Here is a 23,379-nt window from a genome sequence, read left to right on the forward strand (position 1 = left end):
TGTTGAGCGTTGGTCAAAATGGTTGTTTTTACAGTAGCGCTAACAGCTCCGCCCGTGCCAGGCGGGCCCGGCGACGTACTCGCGCCCGTCGGCCTCGACGTAGCCGCGCCTGTCGGCGCGGGCGGTGACCCACCTCACCGCGTCGAACTCCACGCCGGGAAGGGCGCGCATGGCGGCGAGGTCCTCCCGGTAGGCCTCCCCGTGCGGCCTGCCGTCGCGGCAGCGCGCCGCCGCGTTGACCCTCGCGCACCCCTCGGCGAGGAACGCGTTGAGCTCGGGGAGCGTGCCGAACGCCGGCACGGGGACGAGGAGGTTGCGCCGGAGGAACCCCACGGCGTTCTCGACGGAGCCCTTCTCGTTTCCCGAATAGGGGTTGCAGTACCGGCTCTCGAAGCGGTAGTGGGCCCTGAACTGCGAGAACAGCCTCGATTCCGTGACCTCGCCGCGCACCATCCTGCCCGCCTCGGTGGCGTTGTCGAGCACCATCGCCGCCGGGGCGCGGCCCCAGCGGCGGAAGATCTCGAGCAGCCCGGCGCACAGGCACTCCGACCTCTGCGACATGAGGGCGACGCACTGCCGGTCGTTCGAGTGCGGAAGCGTCGCGACCAGCAGCTTGAGGTCGAGGGCCCTCCCGCCGACCGCGGCGCGGAAGTTCCCGAAATCGACCTGGCAGGTGCCGGGCGCCCACTCGAGCTCGAGGTACCCCTCTCCGCCCGCCGCCGCCCGGGCAAGCCTGAGCTCGCGGACGAACCTCTGCACGGTGGAGTACGAGCCGCCGTAGCCGCGCTCGGCGACGAGCCTGTCGTAGATCCGCCTGGCGGTGTGGCGCTGCTTCCTCGGGGCCCCGAGGTCGGCCTCGAGAACGCCGATGACCCATTCCTCGTTGCCCTCGAGCGCGGGCCTGCCCCTCCTCTGGGGCATCGGCGCGGCGGGCGACATGTCCTCCATGTCGGCGTATTTCGCCACGGTGTTCCGGCTCACGTGGAGCATTCGGGCGATCTCGGACCTCGAGTGCCCGGCGGCATCCATCGACCGTATATCATTCACTGTGTCCAGGGGCACGGTCATCTCCTCCATCCTTCCCGGGCGGGCTCGCCAAAGTAACCGCCCGGGGAAACCATACGGCGAGGGCCGCGCCCCCGGTCCCCGGGGCGCGGCCCTCTTGCTTAAACTGCTCAATTTTGCGTGCTCACGGTGCTCATTTCCCAGTGATCACTCGGACCACTTCTTAGTGAACATCAACACTGTGGGTTGGACGGTCATGGACGGGGAGGGTGATTGCCGGCGGGATGTAGCGTGTCTGCTTCTGACGCGAGGTCCGGTTGCGGCCCTTACTATGGTCTCATGGAGTGTGCCCAGGCTGCTTTTGGCTAGAACGCCTTGGGCACTAGCGTTTTGGTGGGATACGGCTTTTGTTTAATTGACCACTGATGAATATTGGGAAGCGGCTCCGCGGCATTAGCCTAGGCACCGGGGCCGACATGGGCCCCGGCCCTTTTTGCTAACGTCCGGCTCTGCGGTGCTGCCGCATGTTGGCTGCGCTCATGTCGACCTTGACCACGTTGCGCACTATCATAGGAGAGGCCGTTGACAAGTTGTCGGTGGTCTAAATCAACCTATGTATACCGGGGCATTGTTCTGCTAATCTTCGTAGATCCGCTCACTTTAGAGGTGCATCGGTACATATTTCAGCGATAGACTTTAATAGTCAGCATTTGGCTGTTTCTTAGATGCTTTGGAGGTTGCTTATGGATCTGTCGTCCATGTTTGATGGCCTGGGCTCATCAGTTGTAGCGGCTATTGCCGGCGCTCTCGTGACTGCTCTAGTTAGTGTTCCCGTCAGCTACAAGGCTGGGCAGAGGTCCGTCAAGCAGTCTCAGAAAGCCGGTAAAGGCTCAAAGCAAATTCAGGTTGGTGTCGTAAATGAACGCAACGACAACTAAGCAAATCCAAAAGGCTGGCGATAATGCAAACCAGATTCAAACGCAGACGCTTGTGCAGAACATCGGGATGTCTGAAGAGCGGGTTTATGACATCGTAAGCGCTGCATGCGATAAGGCTATTGAGTCTTGCCTTATGGAGTCAAGGCTTGCCGTCGAACAGAGGTTGAATAGTTTTAAAGATGAGCTATATGTCATTGTCGGGAATCAGCTGCAGCTTTTCGAATCGCTCCGCGAGCCATCGTGTGCGGCGACGTTGGGCGCAGCCGCAAATGCTGCTGCAAGGACTAACTCTGCTGCTGATCATCAGATGCTGGCTGAGCTATTAGTCAAACGTTTTGAGTCGCCATCGGATCGCCATGTTGCCACTGGGGTAAGTAAGGCAATCGAGATTGTCGAGTTTCTTACTGATGAGGAGCTTGCGGGGTTAACTGTGTTCTTTGCCGTAAATGGTTACACCACATCTTCTGGCGTCGTGGGCGAGGGTATCAAGGCTTTGGCTGGGATTTATGAGAAGCTTCCTTTGGATCTCTTGCCAACTGGTACAGAATGGATTGGCGATTTAGATATACTTGATGCGATTAGATGCTCACCCATTACATCGCTTACGTCGTTTCTTGATCTACAGTTTGACATGTTGAATGGGTATACCGTTTGCGGAGTTGAGACGGGTTCTGCTAAAGAGGCTAAGGTACTGGAAAAGCTCGAAGAAGTGGAATTGCCAACGGATTTGCTTGTCGTTCACGAGTTGAATCCTGGGTATAAGCGATTGCCCCTAAGGTATATTGATCGCTTCGACAATCTGTCGTATAGGTGTGATTCTGATGCCTCCAAACCGGTCATCCCTCTAAACAATGTGCAGATTGAAGCAGTGCGATCCATTTGCCAATTGAGTCAAGATGACTCCTGTGTTGATATCATTAGAGATAACCTCAAGACGGTATTTTTTAAGTATCCAACCTTCATTAAAGTGCATGACTGGTGGAATTCTATTCCTTGGGTTCCAAGGCTCACGCCCGCGGGTGAATGTCTCGCCATTGCCAACGCCAGAAGGCTGAACTCCGACTTGCCCGAATAGTAGGGTGGGGCGCGGGCTTTTTCATGTCGTTGGTTTAATGATTCGGCAATCTTTAGGGAGCAAGCGATGGGTGATTTCGTAAGCAACGAAGTTAAGGCAAATGCTCAAGCTGGAGCGGTTAACTTTGCCGCAAATGATATGAGTCTTCAGCCGACGCTAAACCTCAATCTCCAGGGGAACGGAAGTCGGTCAGCATTTCCTCTAAACTTTATTCAGGGCGTTCGCAGTGCCGTTCATCCGATTAAGGCGGCAAAAGATGAAGCCGAAGCTGCTTGCGTTAGGGCAAAGTCAATATCCGACATTGTTGACATTTATAAGAAAGCATTTCCGACCTTTAGCGACGCCCAGATCTTTCTTTTAGCATATGGATATCCTACGAGCACGATGCAGGCGGAAAATGTGCTGGACGTTTTGGGTCGTGCGGGCGAATTGGTTGATGTGCCTGTCACGAACCGTTTGGATTCATCCTGTATCGATATGGATATTCGCGGCGCTCAAACTGCCTACGATGATGAGCTGAGGGAAATCTGGGCTAAGTTAATCTCTCAAGAAGCGTCAACGGGGCATGCACGTTCAAAGAGAACCAAGGCGTTGCTTGAACAGATGGATGTTGAGGATGCGAATCAGTTACTCTCAGTTTTAAGTTGTTGCCTTTGGACTTCTGTTGGTCCAAGTTCGCGTCCTGAGCCCGTGCCCTTGCTTTTCAGAACATCCGTTGACGATTCTTGGACGTATAACGGCGGCATGGTTTTAAGGGAAGCGATTAATACATTGGACTCTTTGGGCGTGCTGACGTCTGGCGAATGGATTTCTTTCACTGTCGACCCCGGTGACGAATTGAAGCTGTACTCTTTGCAGCGCCTCGTTTGTATCAGGAACAATGGTAAGGAGAAGTTGCAGCTCGATCTCGGGCGTGCAAAATTTCTAAAACTTGGAATTGAGCTTGCTGAGGTCGTTGGAGCTTCGGTTGATGAGAGGGTTTTGGAAATCATGAAAGAAAGCATTTCCGCCGATGTGATTTGGTAAGCAGTTGACTAAGCTCAAGCGCTTGCAAGGTGATGTGACTGGCAGCGCGTTGTTCATATATGAAATGAAGACTGTCCATTGGCGCATTTATCTGTAACTGGTTGCAATCTGATTTGAATTTGGGCTACGCAAAATTTCTCTCGCTTATCGCTTGCCGCATGACGGAACACGGCCCGTGACCCGTCATATGATTTCTAGCGACTAAACAGCAAATCATTGACGAGGGGCACGGGTCGTCTCTGTGAACATCGTGACAGTCGGCGAGGAGTCGCTGCGCAAGGACACGGGGATTCTGGTGAGTGCGTTAGCCAGAGATGGCTTTACCGGGTTGCCGATGGCGGAGTCAGGCGTTGGAATAGCTCTTTGCCGCGTGGCGATATATTAAGATCGATGCTGTTTAGTTCCCGGATACGTAGATCGGCGTAGCTAGCGGCGTAGATTGTCGCGCACACGTCTTCAACAAAGCGGCTTCGCCTGTTTTCGTTTTCTTGATGGTATGGAAGCTCATCTTTTCTTGTTCTCTAGGTCTCTTCAATTGTCTCGTCGAGAAGTTCTATAAAGAGCCTGCCGTGACTTGCCAACTCATACATTGCGGAATAGCTTGCGCCCGCTTTCGCCTCGTGCCAGGCAAACGGATCGTGGTAGGTGAGAACATTCAATGCTGGAAGAAGGTATTGATGAGCTTGGCCCATATACGTCCTGGCAGATGAGGGTGATCCAAATGACTCTCTGGTTGTCGAAACGAACTTTAGCGACCTCGAGAAACTTCCAGAGGGACAGCATCTTGTGCTGGGTATTGGTATTGCAAATGCATCTTTGGGGCATGGGCAAATAATAGCTGCCATCTTTCGGGTTGATTTATGGATCGATAATCAGTAAAATATCCAAACAGCGGTATTGACGCGGATAACCTACGGGTCCCGCGTTCTGCAGAAAGGCGGCTGTCCTTCTTGGGATGGTCGCCTTTCTTCATTTAAGAAGCCCCAATGACAGCAAAGCCTTTCTTGCCTATTTACGATCAGGTCAGATTACTCAGGCAAAGGGGCTTGGCTGTTGACGCCAACACGACACGCATTCTGATGTGCGAGGGCTATTACTCAATTGTCAATGGCTATAAAGATCCGTTCATTGATAAGAGCCTAAGTTCGGAGTTCAATGAGGACCGGTATCGCAGCGGTGCATCATTTTTGGACCTTTATTCATTGTTTACGTTCGATAGGGAACTGAGATCTCTTACTTTTAAGTTTCTCATATTGGCCGAGGCAAAAATAAAAACCGCGATCGCTTACACATTCTCGAATGTTCACCGTGATCCCAATGACTATTACTTGCAGTCTTCATTTTGTACTCAAGATGAATATGCTGCGACAGGAAAAGATAAGGCAAGGTATGCTCACGAGATATCTAATCTTACGAGCATACTTAGCCGCAGGTCATTAAAAAGTAAATCTGAATTTGTTGTCCACTATCGCAATGAATATGGTTCAGTGCCGCTTTGGGTTCTGGTCAATGATTTGACGTTTGGAAACATGGAGCATTTCTATAATCTGATGAAGCCTCGTGAGCGGCGTGATTTTTGCAAAATGATTGTAGATGCAACCGGGAAAACCGGATCGAAGAAAAGCGGTTTCTTCAGCGAAAAGGCCGCTCAACCTTCAATTGAGGCTCTCGTTAAGTTCCGAAACGTTTGCGCCCACGATGAGCGTCTTTATTGCGCTAGAGTCGGAGGACGTAAGAACATTAGCTACATCCAGATGGTGTGGATGCTCAAACGTTATCTGACCGAGATTGAATTCAGAACGTTTGTCGAAGAGTTGACGGCTCTGCTGAGTAGGTATTTGAAAACCTACGCGATAAAGCACATACTCGACCAAATTGGATTTGTTGAGCTGCTTCAAAAGTCACAAGATGGCACCCTGTTCGATTGAGGCTGAGGGCGTCGATACGGTTGAGTTGTCCTGCAATTGATATCCAAATGATTGCACGACAATCTCTATCGAGTATCCAACTTTGCAGAATTATGAGCTGTGGTCAATGAGATGGTCGATGAGTTCGACGGTGGAGTGGTCACTATCTTTTACATTGAAGCCTAAGGCGATGGACATGCTTTAGATGGGACCGTTCTCACGTGCTGCTGGTTCATGAAGAGTTTTAGACAATTAGAATTAGTTTGGACATGGCTTATTTATCAAGGGGGGCTGGCAAGAATGCGTCGCAATATCTTTCTGGGTTTTGGTTGTAGCGGCTATCGCTCCTTTTTCGGAAGTGAAGACTCGCGCTTCGGTCCATTTGATAAAGTCCAAGTCCTAGCGGGACAGAATAACTGCGGAAAATCGTCTCTTGTTGATTTTGTTATTAAGGCAATGACATCCATTGACCAAAGAGGGGAAATCGCCCGCAATCGCTATCCCTTCACTAGGGAAGATGCGCCCTTGCTGCTGAAATCAGCGGGGGCAAATGACCCGTTGACTATTTCCCTGTGTATAGATCGATCTGTTTTATTGGAGTCCTCCAGTTTAAAGCGACCTTCTGGAGATAAGCGGATGGCAGAGCTTTCTGAGTTATTTTCCCGTCCGCCGTATATATCAAACGATGGAGATGGCGTTTGGCTTGACTTTCTAACGGCGTCGCCGGCTGCTGGGTCGTCTTTAGTAAATGATCTGATTGCGTCTTTCTCGCAGTATAAAAGTGCAGGCTTGTCTATGGACCTGAATCGCTGCTCCCTTGATCCTCTCCAACACGGCGGTGATGACGAATCGTGCTATGCCGACATAATCCGCAGTATTGTTCCGTGGGGGAATATCCCTCGCTTTGTTAAGGTCGATGCAATTAGGTCGGTTGAAGACGATGATTTTCCAGATCGCGATGTCGATCTTTGCAGCGGACGCGGTCTTCCAACAGCTTTGCTTCGCTTGTTTAATCCGGAGCGTTCAAATCATGCTCGGGCAGAAGCGCGGCTGAATAAGCTGCAAGGATTCGTGCGCGATGTCATGAACGACCCCCGTGCCTCTCTGCTTGTTTCGCATGAAAGCCATGAGATATCTCTTAAGACTTCCGATGCCGATTACCTGCCGCTTGAATCTTTGGGTACGGGAGTTACGGAGCTCGTAATTCTCGCTTCGATTATTGCTTGCAACGACAACAGCATTATCTGTATTGAAGAACCCGAAATTCATCTGCACCCGGCTCTGCAGGCGAGGTTTATGAAATACCTTCTCGAGGACGATTCAAACCGATTTATCATCACTACGCATTCTCCAACTGTTATTAACTATCCTGGCGTTCAGGTTGCCCATGTGTCTAAGACAAATGGAGTTTCTGGATGCAGACAGCTTGACGGTCTGGGTTGTGCTCGCGATTTGCTTGATGATTTGGGGGTCAAGGCCTCCGATCTGTTGCAAGCAAACTTTGTAGTGTGGGTTGAGGGGCCCTCGGACCGCGTGTACCTGAATTATTGGATTAAGAGATGGTCTGATGAGCATAACATTTCGCTCGAAGAAGGTATTCATTACAGTGCAATGATTTACGGTGGCAAGTTGCTGAATGCACTAGATGCAAGTGCTGGCGAAGATATCCCCGCGGAGCTGATATCCCTCTTTAGAATCAATACTCATTTCTGCGTGCTGATGGATTCTGATAAGAAATCCTCTCATTCGAGACTTAATTCAACCAAGCGACGCATTATTGACGAGTGCACACAGAACGGCGCAATGTCGTGGGTTACCTGGGGCGCAACAATTGAGAACTATGTTCCAGAAGATGTGCTTGCAGCTTCGATTGAGAAATGTTATTCGGGTAAAAAATGGGAGCATCCCCTTGGTGACAGATTTATTTGCCCGCTGAGCTTTACGTTTAAGGGCGGGAAAACGCATCCAGATAAAATTAGGATTGCAAGGACTGCCTGTGGGGCCGGTTTTTCTCCGTTGGGTGATGCAATGAAACGCGTGGCAGAGTTGTGCGATCTGATATGTGCGGCCAATGACGTTGAAACGCAGTAGGTGAATTATCGACCTGTCAATCATGATTGAGGGGTGCGGCAGCTTTGGACAATAGCGTTGCGTATGAGTTGTATCTATACACGATTGATACTTACAAGAGACTTGCCAGCACGCTTCCACTTGATGAGAGGCTTGCCCGTTTCGATCCTAATTGCTTTTCGAAATTAGGTGAACTTGAGCTTGGGGATGAAGCGTTTGCTGCGGTCTCGGTGCGTCTTATGCTGCAGCGCAAGTATTTTGTGCGCGGAAAGGACTTGTTTCTCAGGAGGCTGCTCAAGTCTGCTGAACGGGACTTCGCTTCTAGTAAGGATGTGATTGAATCCTTGCTGGATAGTCTTGATGCCCTTAATAGCCAATCAATTGAGTTTGCCTTTGGGGACGGCAAGGTTGTCGAGGGTGCCTTTGCAAACGTCGAAGATGTAATGTACGGAGTGCTGATGCACGCGGATATAACGCGGGCAGAGAACCTCGTCTCTGTTCCCGAACACATGAGACTGGTCGCCCTGGCACCGTATATCGCGGGGAGAGAACAGATTTTGCTGCAGTTCTCTGAGTTCCTTCTTAATGCTGGAATCAAGCCGCTATCGAGGAAAGAGGAAGCATCGGCAACTGTTTCGTTTGAATCAAAAGACGCTTGTCGCCAGATTGAGAATTCGCCATTTTGGCGAAATCTTCGCGGTAGAGATCTTGGGGATGAGGACATTGAGAAAAAGGTTCAGCAAGGTTCGCGCGATGATTTAGAGATAATCACCGCTGTTCTACTATTCAAAGAGGCGCTTGGCAGAAGGCCCCTGGACCCCAGCGAACTCAATTCCCTTGTCGCACGGGAGACCATTTTCAGATGGGGTGATTATTTGCAAGCCGCCGAGCTTTTGGAAGGGGATTATGGAATGAGCACTCTTGTTCGGTATCAAGAGGACGGCTCGGCCCTCGTAAAGCTTCTCCCAAACGTTCGAGAACCGTTTCTGATTGAGGGACCGCAGCTCATCGAGGGCGGGCATGAAATAGTTCTGGTGAAGCGGAACGGCATTTGGAAGATATGGGCTATGAGGTGACTCTTTTCATCTAGTTTGGACGGCCTTTTATCCATTGGCGGGCGACGTATCACTTCTTTTGCAATTTAACAGCCACATAGCGAGTACGGCCACGCCCAGTCATATGATTCCCGGCGCTAAATAGCAAATCACTGACGTGGGCGCATGGACCGCGTCTTCGAGAGTCGCAACAGTTGACGAGGAATCGTCGCGTAGGGATATAAAGAATCTGGTGAGTGCGTTAGCCAGAGATGGCTTTACCGGGTTGCCGATGGTGGAGCCGGGCGCTGGAAAAGTTCTTTGTCTTGTGACGATATGTTAAGATCGATACCGTTCAGTTCCCGGATCCGCGGGTCGGTGTAGTTGGCGTTGTAGATTGTCGTGTGCACGTCTTCAACAAAGCGGCTTCGCCTGTTTTCGGTTTCTTGATGGCATGGAAGCTCATCTTTTCTTGTTCCCCCAGGTCTCTTAAATTGCCTCGTCGAGAAGTTCTACAAAGAGCCTACTGTGACTTGCCAACTCATACACTGCAGTATAGCTTGCGCCCGCTTTCGCCTCGTGCCAGGCAAGCGGATCGTAGTAGGCGAGAACATTCAATACTGGAAGAAGGCATTGATATGGGAAGTGCCGTGCCTTTTTGCCACCAAAATGCCCACCGTGCTTAATGGCGTAATTCATAAGATTTGTTATGGTCTCGGCCGGCTAGTTACGGGCTGATTTCCTCAATCAAGGGGAGATGGTGTAGAGTATTTTCCTACAATACAAAAGCTCTTCGGGAGCTTTAAGGGCGACGCTTTCTGTTAGAGAGTGTTGCCCTTTTTTCATGCATGTAATGTGCGACGTGCTTGCTAAACGCCATTCCGGCAATGGGATGGTCGAGTGTGGGCGGTTTGCACCTTGCGCCTGCTGTCATTGGTGTAGCAAGCACTTGATTTAGCCTACTTAAAGTCTATAATCAAAGAAAAACTCTGATATACCTTTTAAAACAATGAAAAGAATGTTGAGTACCATGCTTTGCCAGTTCACCTTCAGGAACTATAGATCCTATCGCGACGAGACCGAGCTTTCCATGCAGGCAACATCGATGAGGGAGTTCGAGCGTTCCCTCATAGAGTGCCCTGACGGGCAGAATTTCCTTCCGGTAGCTGCGGTGTACGGGCCTAACGCTGGCGGCAAGTCTAACCTGCTCGAAGCTCTTGACTATATTCGTTCGGCGGTGGCAAGGCCGATCAGATTGTTGTCTGCCAGCACTGATGTGCCAGAAGGTAACCGCTCTTCGATACCCCGTTGCTCTGCGTTCGAGTTCGATGACGTGTCGGCTGCTAAGCCCACCGAGTTCGAGCTCTACTATCGCGCAGGTGAGCATGAGTACCGCTATGCCCTGTCCGTGCATGCGGACGAGATTGTGTCCGAAGGACTGTGGCGGCGCAAATTGGGGGCGTCACGCACAGCGATGCTGTTCGAGCGCGAGGGCACAGGGGTTGAGCTTGGTCCCACTCTGCGTAAGCTTGTCACGGCTGCGAGATTCAACCCGAGCCTGCCGTACCTGTCGTTTCTCTGCATCAACTTTGACGCGCCGGTGGTCAAGGAGGCTGCCAGCTGGTTTCTTGACGGGGTGTTCCTGAACTATAACAGCTCCTATCTGGAGCAGATGCTCGAACAATTGCTCGACGAGGATGACTCACCCGAGGTCACGCGTTTTTTGTGCGCCGTTGATGTGCGTATTGATGGCTTCAGAGTGGAGAGGGCGCCGGAGTGGCGCGGCCAGCGCGTCTTCGTGAGGCACGAGGTGGGCGACAAGGCGTACGAGCTGCGTTTATCCGAGGAATCTGCCGGAACCCAGAAGCTCATGGGGTTGGCTGCGTATCTGATGACAGCGCTTGAGCGTGGTGGCACCGTTGTGGTAGACGAGCTCGACGCCAAACTGCACCCGAAGCTTCTTCGCTATGTGATTCTGCTGTTTAAGGATCCTGAGGTCAACAAGAGTGGCGCGCAGCTCATCTTCTCGTCCCAGGATGTGTCAACCATGCGAAACGATGTGTTCCGCCGTGACGAGATATGGTTCGCTGCGCGCGGCGAGGGGGAGGCGAGCCAACTGTGGTCTCTCGCCGACATCCACGAGGCAAACGGTAATCTGGTAAGCAAGAACGCGGCTCTCGACAAGCAATACCTGTCTGGTCGCTACGGCGCCGATCCGTATCTCACCCGCATCGAAGAGTGGGATTAGCATGCTGGCGAAGAAGTCGAAGGGCTGGCGTAGCGGCAAGCGCGAGGGCAAGGAGACCGAGCCTCGCTACTTTGAGGGTGTGCGTGCGGCGTTGGGCGCGGCGAACGAGCGTAAGGTTGCCATTGTCGTTAAGGGGACCGGCAAACACACGCTTGACCTACTTGACTTCGCCGTCGAACACTGCCGCTATGCGCCCGAGACATTCGACCATGTGTGGCTCGTGTATGACAAGGATGACTTTCCTGCGTCCGACTTTGACGCGATGGAGCGCAAATGCAACGAGCTCTCCGACGGTTCGAGGACCTTCCATGCGTTGTGGTCGAACCCCTGCTTCGAGCTGTGGCCGCTTCTGCACTTTCGCTACACGACCGCGCATATGTCCGCGTCCGACTGCCAGCATGTCCTCGCGCAGGAGATGTCGAGAGACCTGGGCATCGAGTACCGCAAGAACTTGGACGGGCTGTTCGAGGTGGTGGACGGCAAACGAGGCGAGGCATTGCAGCGTGTTGGGCGCCTCGTCACATACCATAGGGGGCTGGGTAACGTTAAGCCATCTGCGCAAAACCCTGCAACCAAGGTGGGCGAAATTTTCGATGTAATCGGGCCGTATCTGGTTGGCTAGTCGAGTCTGTGGATTGGCTTTCCGGTTAGGGCGATTGGCGGATTATGATGCGCGATTGCAAATCCGGTGCGTAGGAGAAGTGCGGAGAAAAATCGAAACTCGCCGAGCATAGCCCGATTTCAGGCAACAAAACCGCAGGTCGCGGGTGCCCAAAACTAGGGTCTGGTCGACAGGTCTCGGTTTTTCACCCCACTTCCGAATTGGTCGCTCATTTAGCACTCTTGATGTCCCCACATCCTCTAAAAAAGTTCTTAAAACAGCCTTAAAGGCGTTCCAGCTCGCGTTGACAGCGTAAAATACGCATGTTTGACTATGACAGAAGTGGATTTTAGGGGAGGGGTGCGCCATGGAGGTGCTGGTTGTTGGCAACACCGCATATGTTGACGATGACTTTTGCGCCAAGGCATTCCCTGGGGACCACGTTAAGGTTGTAGCCGCGCAGGAAGCGCGCCGCGATGAGTCGTCGCCCCATGCCTCGTGGAAAGAGCTGCTTCAGCACTTGGAGCAGGCCTACGAGTTCGACCGCGTGGTCTACCTGTCTAATTACCTTACCCCGCATACCGATACCGTGGGCGATATCGAGCTACTGCGCTCGGTCTTTCGTACGTGCGCGGGTCGCCGGGTCCAACTACTGTATGTAGGGGGGCCCGCGGGTGCCGAGGGTGCCGCCGATGCCGCGGGGCGAACGGGCAAGGGCATTATCGCGCACGCAGCCAACGACCTGTGCCGCTACTACGCTGCTCGCGAGGGTGTTCAGACCAAGATCCTGCGTGTGCCGTTCCTGTATACCGCGTCTGCCGCGCTGGAGGACCCGTTTTTGGTGCCGCTGTTCGACGCATGCTCAACCGGATCGGCCGCTCTGCAGGGCGCGCAGGATGCGGCGTTTCCCCTGCTGTGTGCCGAGGAGCTTTCGGTGCTGGTACGCCGTATCTTCGACAGCTGGAATGGTAACTTTGAGACGCTCGACGTAGCCGATGCCTTCCATCACACGGTGGGTGAGGTGGGCGACGCCCTCAAGGCGCTGTTCCCAGGGCTCTCAGTTGCCTATGGCGATTCTGTCGGCTACGCCCTGCCCGCCAGCGACGTCGCTCGCGTGCGCTATGGCTGGTTTCAGCGCTACGACTTGCTGCGCGACCTCTCGACCATTCAAGCTCGCTGGGATGCTGGCCGTGCAAAGAAGGTTAACCCCTTGCGCGCGGCCATCGACCGTATTCAAATGCGCACGCTGCCTGTCAAATGCCTGGAGACGGCAGCCGCCTGGGTGCTCTTTGAAGTGCTGGAGCGCTTGTTCTCCCAATCGACCCAGCTCAACGTGCTCGATTATCGCCTGCTCTACGTGGTGCTCATCGGCACGCTGTATGGCTTGGACTTTGGCCTGGTTGCGGCGCTGCTGGCGTCGGTGGGTTTGGCCGCGAGCTACTTTACTCAGTACGGCTATACCTTCCAGGGCCTTTTCTACGAGCCGTCCAACTGGCTGCCGTTTATTGCGTACTTTGTTGTGGGTGCCGTGTGCGGCTATGTGCAGCTGCGCAACAGCGAAGCCATTAGGGCGGAGCGCGATCAAAACAAGCTCGTGCGCAACCGCAATACGTTTCTTACGCAGCTCTACCACGACGCGATCGAGGACAAGCGTGCGTACAGGCGCCAGATCGTGGGTCGCCACGACAGCTTTGGCAAGATCTTTGCCGTGACGCAGGAGCTTGACGTGTTCAACCCACGCGACATCTATCGCAAGTGCTGCGAGCTTCTGGGCGAGATCCTCGAGAACGATTCGGTGACGATCTACCATGTTTCTGGCGGAGCATTTGCACGCCTGGTGGCAGCAAGTCCCGCGATTGCCGAAGATGCCGCACGCTCGCTTACGCTTGAGCAGCTTGCGCCCCTTTTAGGCGACGGGGGTCGTTCGAGCCTGTGGGTGAACCGCGAGCTGACGCCGGGGCTTCCCATGTTTGGATACACGATCGAGCGTGACGGGGCGCCCGCCGTGTTGATCTTTGTGCGCTGTGCGGCCCAGAACCAAATGACGCTCTATTACCAAAACCTGTTCCGCATCTTGTGCGGCCTGGTCGAAAGCGCGCTGGGCCGTGCCTTTGACTATGAGGCGGTGGCACAGGATAAACGCTGCGTTGACGGCACTTGCGTGCTCAAACAGGCTGCCTTTGGCCAAGAGCTCGCGGCCGAGCAGGCGCTGGCAGATGGCAAGATGGGCAGCTTTTTGCTCCTGCGCGTGGTACCGGGCATGGAGCCTGTCGGCGAGCTGGTGGGCGCAATTGGGTCGGCAATCCGCGAGAGCGATGTGGCGGGCTTGGTCGACGGCGACGTGCTTTACCTGCTTATGCGCCAGGCAAAGGCGTGCGATCTGCCCATTATCCGCGAGCGCCTGAGTGCAAAGCAGCTTGCGGTGGAGCCCGTCGACGGCGAGGACATCGTGGCGCTGCTGCGGCATATTGCTGACACCGGTGACGGTGAGGGGGGGGGTGCCGCTTGATCTCGCTTGTCGTTGCCGCCGTCTTGTTGCTGATTCATGCGCTGGTTTGCCTGGTGCTGTGGACGCTTATGAAGTTGGGCCTGCTGCCGGTGCGCGGGCATATGCTGGCTGTGATAGTGCTGGTGCCGCTGTGGGGCCCGTTGCTGGTGGTTCTGCTATCGGTCCGCGGAACGGCGTTTGGCGAGGGGCTGAAAGAGTCTGCGCTGGAATCGCTGCGCTTCAACGACGACCTGCATCGTAGTATGTCGGTACCGAGTGGTGAGGACGATGCAGGCGTAGTGCCGCTCGAGGAGGCGCTCATCATCAACGACCCGGCAGACCGGCGCCGCCTAATGTTCTCTATGCTCACCGAGGAGCCCGATGCGTATCTGGCGCAGCTACAGGCGGCTAAGCTTAACGACGACGTTGAGGTGGCGCACTATGCCGCGACGGCGGTGGCGCAGATCTCCAAGGAGTTCGACCTTAAGCTGCAGCAGCTGGAGCGTGCCTTTAAGACCGACCCGAGTGCGCATAATCTCAACGAATACTGCGATTTTCTTGGTGAATACTTGGACTCGGGCTTGGCCGAGGGGCGCGTGGCTCAGATTCAGCGCCAACAGTACGCGCGTTTGCTTGCGCGTCGCTGCGAGCGCGAGGACACCCTTGAGCTTCGCATTCGATACGCGACGGCGCTGGCCGATGTCGGACAGATCGACGAGGCGCAGGCCGTGACCGACCAGCTGGTGCTCGATGTGCCCGAGGAGCAGGAGGTTTGGATGCTTTGTCTGCGCCTTGCGGTGATGCGCCGCGACGGTGACGAGGTCCACCGCGTGATCGATGCGATTGACAAACAGCATGTATACTTGAGCGCCGCCAACCGCGAGGAACTGGCGTTTTGGCGCAACGGAGAGGAGGCCCGATGAGCGTGGTACAGCATATCCGCGACCGTGCGGGCCATTTTCGCTGGATGGGGCTGCTTGTGGTGTGGGCGGTCTTTATTGCCATGGCGGCCGTGCTGCTGGTGGAGCGCGCCGGCGTACAGTACAGTGCGGGCCAGCATAAGCTGGGGATGCTGGCCGCCAACGATGCGGTGCCGGCTTCCTCGGCAATATTTGGCCAAAAGCCCACGTGCCTGGTCATTACCGATTCCGATCAAGCTGGCGTCGAGGACGTAAAGGAGCAGTTCGACCAGATTCTGCTCGACATGAAGATCGCGCACCGCGACGTGGACCTTGCCCTGGACGGCGCGGATGCCATTCCCTCGCTGACCTCCTACGATCGCGTGATTTTGCTCATGCCGTCGCTCGATGGGCTCGGTACGCACCTGAGCGACATTATAAGTTGGGTGAGTGCCGGCGGTTCGCTTATGCTCGCCATGCCGCCGGATAACTCGGGCTATCTGCAAGTGATTGCTCCTAAGCTTGGCATTGAATCTGCCGGATATGACTATGTAAAAGCCGAGAGCATTGTGCCGAGCGAGGACTTTATGCTGGGCGGGGGAGAGCGCTACGAGCTCTCGGACCCCTTTGATTCGTCGCTTTCGGTTTCGCTGCGCGAGACGGCTCGTGTGTGGGCTAAGACCGGCGATGCGGGCGCCCCGCTCATTTGGTCGAATGACTGCGGTAGCGGTCGCACCGTGGTGTGCAATATCGGTATCTATGACAAGGTCATGCGCGGTTTTTACGCCGCGGCGATCAGCCTGCTGGGCGATGCCACGGCCTACCCCGTCATCAACAGCGCCGTCTTCTATCTGGACGACTTTCCCAGCCCCGTGCCCTCGGGCGACGGCACCTATATCAAGCGCGACTACGGGCTTTCTATCGCCGACTTTTATGCCAAGGTCTGGTGGCCCGATCTTCAAAAGCTCGCGCAAAAATATGGCGTTCGCTTTACCGGCGTGATGATCGAAAACTACGAGGACGCGGTCAACCAGACCGAGCCCGCGCGCCAGGCCGATACCACGCAGTTCCGCTACTTTGGCGGCATGCTGCTGCAGATGGGCGGAGAGCTGGGTTTCCACGGCTACAACCATCAGCCGCTGGCGCTCTGGGATACCGACTATGGCACACTGTACGACTACAAGACGTGGAAGAACAAGGAGGCGCTCGTCGCATCGCTCAACGAGCTTATAGCCTTCCAGGACGAGGTACTGCCCAACGCGCACGGCTCGGTCTATGTGCCACCGTCGAATATCCTTTCGGCCCGTGCGCGCAAGCTTATCGGCACCGACGTTCCGCGCATTAAGACCATCGCCAGTACGTATTTTGAGGATGGCACCGACCTGCCGTACGTACAGGAGTTTGGCGTGGCGAGCGATGGCATTGTGGAGCAACCACGTATTGTCTCGGGCGGCATGGTCGACGATTCCTATATGCGCCTGGCAGCCGTGTCCGAGCTCAACATGCACTACGTGAGCACGCACTTTATGCACCCGGACGACCTACTGGATCCCGGTCGCGGAGCCAAGGAGGGCTGGGATGTCTACAAGGGCGGTCTGACCAACTACCTGGAGTGGCTTACCAAGTCTGCGCCCGACCTGCGGCGCCAGACCGGTTCGGAATGCTCGGGCGCCATCCAGCGCTTTTCGTCCGTGACGGTGAGCGTGGATACAAGTGCGGATGCCTGGACGCTCAGCCTGGGCAATTTCCACGACGAGGCGTGGCTCATGTTTCGCGCCAACAACGGCGACCCGGGTGCAGTCACGGGTGGCGAGATTACGCATCTGACGGGCGATCTGTACCTGGTTAAAGCCACGGACAAGACGGTGACCATTGCACGCAAGGAGGGTGGCGACAGATGAGAATCTGCTTGGTACTCGAGGGTTGCTACCCCTATGTGCACGGCGGCGTATCTACCTGGATGCATGGCTATATCCAGGCCATGCCCGAGCACGAGTTTGTGCTGTGGGTGATCGGCGCGCATGCTGCCGACCGCGGCAAGTTTGTCTACGAGCTGCCCGGCAACGTGGTCGAGGTGCGCGAGGTGTTCCTGGACGATGCCCTGAGGCTTTCGGGCGAGCAACATGAAGCGAGTTTTAACGACCGTGAGCGCGAGGCGCTACGCCGTCTGGTGTCGCTCTCCAATCCGGACTGGGACGTGTTATTCGATATCTTCCACCGCCGTCGCGTGCATCCGCTCTCGTTTTTGCAGAGCCGCACGTTTATGGATATCTTTCGCGACGTGTGCCTGGCCGAGTACCCATACACGCCCTTTGCCGATGCATTCCATACCATGCGCTCCATGCTACTGCCCGTGCTCTACCTGCTGGGCAGCGAGGTGCCGGTGGCCGATGTGTACCACGCCATCTCAACCGGCTACGGCGGCCTGCTCGCCTGCCTGGGCTCAAGCGTTCACCATGCGCCGGTGCTGCTCACCGAGCACGGCATCTATACCCGCGAACGCGAGGAAGAGATCATTCGCGCCGACTGGGTGGTGCCCTCGTTTAAGGACCGCTGGATCCGCTTTTTCTACCTGCTTTCGGAGGAGATCTACCGCCGTGCGTTCCGCGTGACGAGCCTGTTCCACAACGCCCGCAAGACGCAGATCGATATGGGCTGCGATGCGGACAAATGCCTGGTCATCCCCAACGGTATCCAGTTCGATCGCTTTAAGGATATCCCCTTAAAGCCCGATGACGGCTGGGTGGACATTGGCGCGGTGGTGCGCCTTGCGCCCATCAAGGACGTCAAGACCATGATCTATGCCTTCTTTGAGCTGCACGAGCGCCTGCCCCGCGTGCGCCTGCACATTATGGGCGGTGTGGACGACGAGGAGTACGGTGCCGAGTGTCACGCGCTGGTCGATACCCTGGGCGTTCGCGACCTGATCTTTACCGGACGCGTCAACGTGGTCGAGTACATGGAAAAGCTCGACTTTACCATTTTGACGAGTATCTCCGAGGGCCAGCCGCTCAGTGTGCTGGAGTCGCTCGCCGCGCGTCGTCCCTGCGTGACGACCGAGGTGGGCTGCTGCCGTGAGCTGCTGGAAGGCGCCCCGGGCGACGATTTTGGCGTGGCGGGCTTTGTGAGCCCGCCCATGTATCGCAAGGGCTTGGCCGACGCCATGGAGCGCATGTGCGCGAGTCGCGCCCGCCGTATCGAGATGGGGGAGCGCGGCCAGCGCCGTGTTGCCACGTACTTTTTGCACGAGCAGATGCTCGCCAACTATCGCGCACTGTACGACGAGACGGCGCGTGCGTTCGACCTGCCCAGAGAGGGGGAGTAGCCGGTGGCCGGAATCGGTTTTGAGCTCAAGCGCCTGTTTAGGCGCAAGGGCCTGTTTGCCACGATGCGCGCCTATGGCTACGCCGGCATTGTGTGCACGGGCCCCATGCTGCTGGGCGTGCTACTCCAAGTGGGCATCTTGGTGCTGTGCGGCCTGTGGGGCGTCGGGCGCGCCAACCAGGATCTGCTGGTATGCATGGTGACCTATACGCTGCTGGCCTCACTCACGCTTACGAGCTTCTTTTCCATGCCCGTCACGCGCTTTTTGGCCGACATGCTTTTTGCCGAGCGCGAGGAAGAGATCTTGCCCTCGTTTTGGGGCTCCAACGCCATCATGCTCGTTGCGGGCACGGTGCTCTACGGCATCTTTTTGCTGTTCTCGGGCGCCACACTGCTGCAGGGGCTGCTGTGCCTGTGGCTGTTCAACATTATGATCGTCAACTGGAACGGCATGAGCTATCTCACGGCCATCAAGGACTATCGAGGGATCCTGTGCAGCTTTGCGGCTGCCATTGGCATGGCGTGCCTGTGCGCCCTGGCCGCTCTTGCGCTGGGTCTGCCGCCGGTCGAGGGCCTGCTGGCGTCCATCGCTCTGGGCTACGGCGTGATGCTTGCCTGGGACGTGGTGCTGCTGTACCGATATTTTCCGCAGAGCGATCGCAGCCCCTGGCTCTTTTTGCAGTGGCTCGATCAGTTTCTGCCGTTGGCGCTCACGGGCCTGTTTACCAACCTGGGGCTCTTCGCACATCTGGTGATCATTTGGGCCGGGCCCATCGGCGTGCAGGTCAAGGGCTTGTTTTACGGTGCGCCCTATCACGACGTGCCGGCGCTTATCGCGTTTTTGACCATTCTAGTCACGACCGTCAACTTTGTGGTCTCGGTCGAGGTCAACTTCTATCCGCGCTACCGCGACTACTACAGCCTGTTTAACGACGGCGGCGTGGTGGGCGACATTGTGGTGGCCGAGGAGGAGATGCTCTCCACGCTCAACCGCGAACTGCGTTTTTGTGCGCTCAAGCAGCTGTTTGTGACCGCGGCGGTCATTTCGCTCGAGACCACGGTGCTCTCGGCCCTGCCGCTGGGCTTTAATAACCTTATGCACGGGTATTTTCGCACGTTATGCGTGGGCTACGGACTGTATGCCGTGGGCAATACGGTGATGCTCATCTTGCTGTACTTTACCGACTACAAGGGGGCCGTGCTGGCCTCGGGCCTGTTTTCCGGCGTGGCCGGGCTGGCGACCCTCGTGTCGCTGTTGTTGCCGCAGCAGTTTTACGGCTTTGGCTTTTTGTTGGGCGCGGCGGTGTTTTTTGTTGTGGCGCTGCTGCGGCTCGATACCTATACCGCCAACTTGCCGTATCGTATCCTGAGCCAGCAGCCCATCGTGGCGACCGACAAAACGGGTCGCTTTACGCAGCTGGGTCGCTTGCTCGACCGTGCCGAGCAGCGCTATGAGGAGCTTCGCCATAACGGCGAGCCGCATGGCACGTTTGAGCGCACGGTGGTCCGCGTGTATCGCAACCATTGGGGAGGTTCTGATGACCGATAGGATGATGTCTCGTCGCCGTCTGCTTGAAGCGGCTGCCGGTGCGCTGCTACTTTCGGGCTGCTCGTCTCAGGACGAATCCTCGACCAAAAAGCCCAAAAAGCAGGGCAAGATCAAAAAGGCCGAGGCCTCGGGCGAAGCCAAGCACCTCCGCGATAAGGACGAGCTGTACGAGGTTTACGACGACTCGGGCATTGTGACCATGTACCTGACGGTCTCGCGCGGCAACAGCTCCGAGAACACCGACCACAGCTGGGCCGAGATCAACACGTACTCGGTCTACGACTACGCCGACATGGGCGTGACGCGTTATCAGGTTATGGGCCTGCTGCAGGCGGGCGACGAAAAGGGTCCCGTGGCCGGCGAAGTGGGCTATGGCGAGGAAGCGCCCAATGCCACCGTGCAGGTGCGCGGTCAGACGTCGAGTTCCAACACGCAAAAGAATTACAAGGTGGAGCTCAAAAAGGGCAAGGGTGCCTGGCGCCAGCAACGTGCGATTGCGCTCAACAAGCACATGGGCGAGGGCATGCGCTTTCGCAACAAGATGGCCTATGACCTTATTCGCGGGATTCCCCAGATGATGGGCCTGCGCACGCAGTTTGTGCATCTATGGGTGTGCGACCAGACCGAGAAATCCAACGACACCTTTGAGGACTATGGCCTGTTTACGCAGGTGGAGCAACTCAACAAAACGGCGCTCAAGGCACATGGCCTGGATAAGAACGGGCATCTGTACAAGGTGAACAGCTTCGATTTCCACCGCTACGAGGACACCATAAAACTTGCCGACGACCCCGACTACAACCAGGCTAATTTTGAGGGCATGCTCGAGATCAAAGGCGACTCGGACCACACCAAGCTCATCGAGATGCTCGACGCGCTCAACGATGAATCGCAAAAGATCGACGACGTGCTCGATACCTACTTTGATACCGAGAACCTGGTCTATTGGCTGGCGTTTCAGATCCTGACGGGCAACTGCGATACTCAGAACCGTAACTGTTATCTGTACAGCCCGCTCAACTCAAATACCTGGTACTTTTTAGATTGGGATAACGACGGAATGCTGCGTAAGCTGGAGCTTTCTCTTGCCGGGTTCTCGGACTATGCGAGCTGGGAGCGCGGCGTAAGTAACTATTGGGGCAACGTGCTATTCAATCGTGCGCTGCGCAGCAAATCGTTCCGCAGTGAGCTCGACCGCGCCGTCAAGGACCTGCGCTCGTATATGACCGAGGCACGCCTGGCCAAGATGATTAAACATTATCGCGAGGTGACCGAATCGCTGGTCTTTGCTTCGCCCGATATCGACAATCTGCCTGTCACCAAGGACGAATACGAGCAGATTGCCGCGGCGATTCCCTCCGAGATTGAGGAGAACTACAAGAGCTTTTGCGAGAGCTATAACAAGCCCATGCCGTTCTACATTGGCGTGCCGCAGATCGATAACGGTAAGCTGCGCATGAACTGGGATGCATCCTACGACTTTAAGGCGCGTGACATCCGCTATACCGTGGAGCTGGCGCGCGACTATGCCATAAGCGACGTGCTTTTTAAGGCCGAGGACGTGCTGCTTCCCGAGGTGACCTGCGATGCTCCCGATGCCGGCCAGTATTTTGTGCGCGTGCGCGCCACCAACTCAGATGGCTATACGCAAGATGCGTTTGACTACTATGTGACCGACGACGGCAAGCACTACGGCATGAAGTGTTTTTACGTGCAAGACGGCGGTAAGGTCGTGGAGGACACGTATGAGGAGGGCTAGCGCGCTGCTTGAGCGCCTGGCGGCACCTCCCGCGCGTACCACGCAGGAGCGTTACCGCCACGAGCTCAAATATCTTATTAACGAGGGCGAGCACGCCTCGCTTGCCTGTCGCATGGCGCCGGTGTTTAAGCTGGATAAGCATGCGCGGGCGGGCGGCTACACCATCCGCAGCCTGTACTTTGACGACTACTGCAACTCGGCCTACGAGGAAAAAGACGCCGGTATCCTTATGCGCAAAAAGTATCGCGTGCGCATCTATAACGGCAGCGACAAGGTGATTAAGCTCGAGCGTAAAAAGAAGTACGGCAGCTGGATCTACAAGGAGGACGCGCCGCTCACGCGTGGCGAGTTTGAGCAGATTCTGGCCGGCGACTACGACTTTTTGCTGAGGAGTCCGCACCAACTCTGCCGTGAGTTCTACATCGAGTGCATCTGCAATATGATGCGCCCGCGGACCATCGTGGACTACGAGCGCGAGCCGTGGGTGATGGACGAGGGAACCGTGCGCATTACCTTTGATAGCAACGTGCGTGCGGCGGTGGGGAGCTTTGACATCTTTGACGCGACGTTGCCCGCGTTGCCCGTGCTGGAGCCCGGCAAGCTGGTGATGGAGGTCAAGTTTACCGAGTTTTGCCCGCAGCTGGTGCGCGATATGGTGCCGCCAGGTGCGGCCGAGCTTACGGCGGTCTCCAAGTACTGCCTGTGTTACGAAAAGACCGCCTACCTGCGCGGATTTAATTACTGGGAATCGGATTTTGAGAACCGAGGGGATATTTAGACCATGAGCACCAGGGACTTTTTTAAGAACTCCGTCTTGGAGGCGTTTGGTCAGGTCGACCCTGCCAAGATTGGCCTGTCACTGCTCGTGGCGCTCGCCATGGGCATCCTGATCTATTACGTGTACAAGCGCTTTTTTACCGGCGTGGTGTATTCGCGCAGTTTTGCCGTAACGCTCGTTGGCATGTGCGTGCTCACCTGCATGGTCACGCTCGCGATCTCGACGAATGTGGTCATCTCGCTCGGTATGGTCGGTGCTCTGTCTATTGTCCGCTACCGCACGGCGGTCAAGGATCCGCTCGACCTGTTGTATCTGTTTTGGGCCATTACCACAGGCATTACTGCAGGCGCCGGTATGTATGCGCTCGTAGGACTCACGGCAGTGGTGATCGTGGTGATGATCGCCGGCTTTGCGAGCCACCAGGACAAGGCGCGCGTGTACATGATGGTCATCCACTACACGGGGCAGACCACCGGCGATGATATCGTGCGTGCATTTGGGCGCACCAAGTTTTCCGTCAAGTCCAAGACCATGCGCGGTGACAAGGTCGAGATGGCCGTCGAGGTGTTCTCGGACGGTGTGGATATGCCCTATGCCGACGCCATCCGCGCGCTCGATGGCGTGGAAGATCTAACGTTGATCCAATACAACGGCGAATATCACGGCTAATTTTGTTCC

General features: G+C 55.7%; 18 protein-coding genes. 16 read left to right on the forward strand and 2 right to left on the reverse strand.

Translation table 11 applies throughout. From position 1 onward, the window contains the following. Window positions 1-39: 39 nt before the first annotated feature. Window positions 40-1,068 (reverse strand): IS21 family transposase, encoded by a 1,029-nt coding sequence (gene istA / locus DXB86_RS04185; RefSeq protein WP_158555277.1) that lies wholly within the window; start codon window positions 1,066-1,068, stop codon window positions 40-42. A gap of 680 nt (window positions 1,069-1,748) precedes the next feature. On the opposite strand from istA, the gene DXB86_RS04190 reads away from it, so the two are divergent. The 3 genes from DXB86_RS04190 to DXB86_RS04200 all read left to right on the forward strand — a co-directional run bounded on the left by DXB86_RS04190 (window position 1,749) and on the right by DXB86_RS04200 (window position 4,044). Further along, entirely contained in the window at window positions 1,749-1,943 is a 195-nt protein-coding gene (locus DXB86_RS04190; RefSeq protein ID WP_117736258.1) for a hypothetical protein, read from the forward strand. Next, entirely contained in the window at window positions 1,924-3,018 is a 1,095-nt protein-coding gene (locus tag DXB86_RS04195) for an LPO_1073/Vpar_1526 family protein (RefSeq protein ID WP_117736259.1), read from the forward strand. Before DXB86_RS04190 ends, DXB86_RS04195 begins: the two co-directional genes overlap by 20 nt. Before the next feature lie 66 nt (window positions 3,019-3,084). Further along, window positions 3,085-4,044 (forward strand): DUF2806 domain-containing protein, encoded by a 960-nt coding sequence (locus DXB86_RS04200; RefSeq protein ID WP_117736260.1) that lies wholly within the window; start codon window positions 3,085-3,087, stop codon window positions 4,042-4,044. Window positions 4,045-4,565: 521 nt separating this feature from the next. Here DXB86_RS04200 and DXB86_RS09965 read toward each other — a convergent pair. Continuing rightward, window positions 4,566-4,736 carry a hypothetical protein gene (locus DXB86_RS09965; protein WP_158555278.1) on the reverse strand — a complete coding sequence of 57 codons (171 nt, stop codon included), beginning with the start codon at window positions 4,734-4,736 and terminating at the stop codon, window positions 4,566-4,568. Between the two features lie 294 nt (window positions 4,737-5,030). On the opposite strand from DXB86_RS09965, the gene DXB86_RS04205 reads away from it, so the two are divergent. The 13 genes from DXB86_RS04205 to DXB86_RS04265 all read left to right on the forward strand — a co-directional run bounded on the left by DXB86_RS04205 (window position 5,031) and on the right by DXB86_RS04265 (window position 23,370). Next, window positions 5,031-5,972 (forward strand): Abi family protein, encoded by a 942-nt coding sequence (locus tag DXB86_RS04205; protein ID WP_117736261.1) that lies wholly within the window; start codon window positions 5,031-5,033, stop codon window positions 5,970-5,972. A 279-nt stretch (window positions 5,973-6,251) separates the two neighbouring features. Further along, a complete protein-coding gene (locus DXB86_RS04210; protein ID WP_158555279.1) occupies window positions 6,252-8,042 on the forward strand; it encodes an ATP-binding protein in 1,791 nt (596 codons plus the stop codon). 44 nt (window positions 8,043-8,086) lie between these two features. Next, window positions 8,087-9,097 (forward strand): hypothetical protein, encoded by a 1,011-nt coding sequence (locus DXB86_RS04215; protein ID WP_117736263.1) that lies wholly within the window; start codon window positions 8,087-8,089, stop codon window positions 9,095-9,097. A 1,063-nt stretch (window positions 9,098-10,160) separates the two neighbouring features. After that, on the forward strand, window positions 10,161-11,303 hold the full coding sequence (locus DXB86_RS04220) for an ATP/GTP-binding protein (protein WP_158555280.1): 1,143 nt from the start codon (window positions 10,161-10,163) through the stop codon (window positions 11,301-11,303). Between the two features lies 1 nt (window position 11,304). Next, window positions 11,305-11,925: an RloB family protein gene (locus DXB86_RS04225; RefSeq protein ID WP_117736265.1), complete on the forward strand. Its 621-nt coding sequence runs from the start codon at window positions 11,305-11,307 to the stop codon at window positions 11,923-11,925. A gap of 346 nt (window positions 11,926-12,271) precedes the next feature. Continuing rightward, window positions 12,272-14,413 carry a DUF4118 domain-containing protein gene (locus tag DXB86_RS04230; RefSeq protein WP_117736266.1) on the forward strand — a complete coding sequence of 714 codons (2,142 nt, stop codon included), beginning with the start codon at window positions 12,272-12,274 and terminating at the stop codon, window positions 14,411-14,413. Further along, the gene (locus tag DXB86_RS04235; protein WP_117736267.1) at window positions 14,410-15,315 is read left to right on the forward strand and encodes a hypothetical protein; all 906 of its coding nucleotides are present in this window, start codon (window positions 14,410-14,412) and stop codon (window positions 15,313-15,315) included. The genes DXB86_RS04230 and DXB86_RS04235 overlap by 4 nt, the downstream gene beginning before the upstream one ends. Continuing rightward, window positions 15,312-17,192 carry a DUF2194 domain-containing protein gene (locus tag DXB86_RS04240; RefSeq protein ID WP_117736268.1) on the forward strand — a complete coding sequence of 627 codons (1,881 nt, stop codon included), beginning with the start codon at window positions 15,312-15,314 and terminating at the stop codon, window positions 17,190-17,192. The genes DXB86_RS04235 and DXB86_RS04240 overlap by 4 nt, the downstream gene beginning before the upstream one ends. Beyond that, window positions 17,189-18,616, forward strand: coding sequence for a GT4 family glycosyltransferase PelF (gene pelF / locus DXB86_RS04245; protein ID WP_117736269.1), 1,428 nt, complete (start codon window positions 17,189-17,191; stop codon window positions 18,614-18,616). The genes DXB86_RS04240 and pelF overlap by 4 nt, the downstream gene beginning before the upstream one ends. Before the next feature lie 3 nt (window positions 18,617-18,619). Beyond that, a complete protein-coding gene (gene pelG, locus DXB86_RS04250) occupies window positions 18,620-20,164 on the forward strand; it encodes an exopolysaccharide Pel transporter PelG (RefSeq protein ID WP_117564822.1) in 1,545 nt (514 codons plus the stop codon). Further along, window positions 20,154-21,923: a CotH kinase family protein gene (locus tag DXB86_RS04255; RefSeq protein ID WP_117736270.1), complete on the forward strand. Its 1,770-nt coding sequence runs from the start codon at window positions 20,154-20,156 to the stop codon at window positions 21,921-21,923. Before pelG ends, DXB86_RS04255 begins: the two co-directional genes overlap by 11 nt. Then, window positions 21,910-22,701, forward strand: a complete 792-nt coding sequence (locus DXB86_RS04260; RefSeq protein WP_117564820.1) for a polyphosphate polymerase domain-containing protein — start codon at window positions 21,910-21,912, stop codon at window positions 22,699-22,701. Before DXB86_RS04255 ends, DXB86_RS04260 begins: the two co-directional genes overlap by 14 nt. 3 nt (window positions 22,702-22,704) lie before the next feature. Continuing rightward, window positions 22,705-23,370 (forward strand): DUF4956 domain-containing protein, encoded by a 666-nt coding sequence (locus tag DXB86_RS04265; protein WP_117736271.1) that lies wholly within the window; start codon window positions 22,705-22,707, stop codon window positions 23,368-23,370. The last annotated feature ends 9 nt before the right edge of the window (window positions 23,371-23,379 follow it).

It is taken from the genome of Collinsella sp. OM06-18AC (assembly GCF_003438785.1).
In the GTDB taxonomy this organism is placed as follows: Bacteria; Actinomycetota; Coriobacteriia; order Coriobacteriales; family Coriobacteriaceae; genus Collinsella.

Coding starts and splice junctions, on each gene's coding strand:
- DXB86_RS04260 (WP_117564820.1), top strand. CDS start 21,910: ATGAGGAGGGCTAGCGCGCTGCTTGAGCGCCTGGCGGCACCTCCCGCG.
- DXB86_RS04240 (WP_117736268.1), top strand. CDS start 15,312: ATGAGCGTGGTACAGCATATCCGCGACCGTGCGGGCCATTTTCGCTGG.
- DXB86_RS04205 (WP_117736261.1), top strand. CDS start 5,031: ATGACAGCAAAGCCTTTCTTGCCTATTTACGATCAGGTCAGATTACTC.
- DXB86_RS04265 (WP_117736271.1), top strand. CDS start 22,705: ATGAGCACCAGGGACTTTTTTAAGAACTCCGTCTTGGAGGCGTTTGGT.
- DXB86_RS04230 (WP_117736266.1), top strand. CDS start 12,272: ATGGAGGTGCTGGTTGTTGGCAACACCGCATATGTTGACGATGACTTT.
- DXB86_RS04200 (WP_117736260.1), top strand. CDS start 3,085: ATGGGTGATTTCGTAAGCAACGAAGTTAAGGCAAATGCTCAAGCTGGA.
- pelF (WP_117736269.1), top strand. CDS start 17,189: ATGAGAATCTGCTTGGTACTCGAGGGTTGCTACCCCTATGTGCACGGC.
- DXB86_RS09965 (WP_158555278.1), bottom strand. CDS start 4,736: ATGGGCCAAGCTCATCAATACCTTCTTCCAGCATTGAATGTTCTCACC.
- DXB86_RS04255 (WP_117736270.1), top strand. CDS start 20,154: ATGACCGATAGGATGATGTCTCGTCGCCGTCTGCTTGAAGCGGCTGCC.
- DXB86_RS04195 (WP_117736259.1), top strand. CDS start 1,924: ATGAACGCAACGACAACTAAGCAAATCCAAAAGGCTGGCGATAATGCA.
- DXB86_RS04220 (WP_158555280.1), top strand. CDS start 10,161: ATGAGGGAGTTCGAGCGTTCCCTCATAGAGTGCCCTGACGGGCAGAAT.
- DXB86_RS04225 (WP_117736265.1), top strand. CDS start 11,305: ATGCTGGCGAAGAAGTCGAAGGGCTGGCGTAGCGGCAAGCGCGAGGGC.
- istA (WP_158555277.1), bottom strand. CDS start 1,068: ATGACCGTGCCCCTGGACACAGTGAATGATATACGGTCGATGGATGCC.
- DXB86_RS04190 (WP_117736258.1), top strand. CDS start 1,749: ATGGATCTGTCGTCCATGTTTGATGGCCTGGGCTCATCAGTTGTAGCG.
- DXB86_RS04210 (WP_158555279.1), top strand. CDS start 6,252: ATGCGTCGCAATATCTTTCTGGGTTTTGGTTGTAGCGGCTATCGCTCC.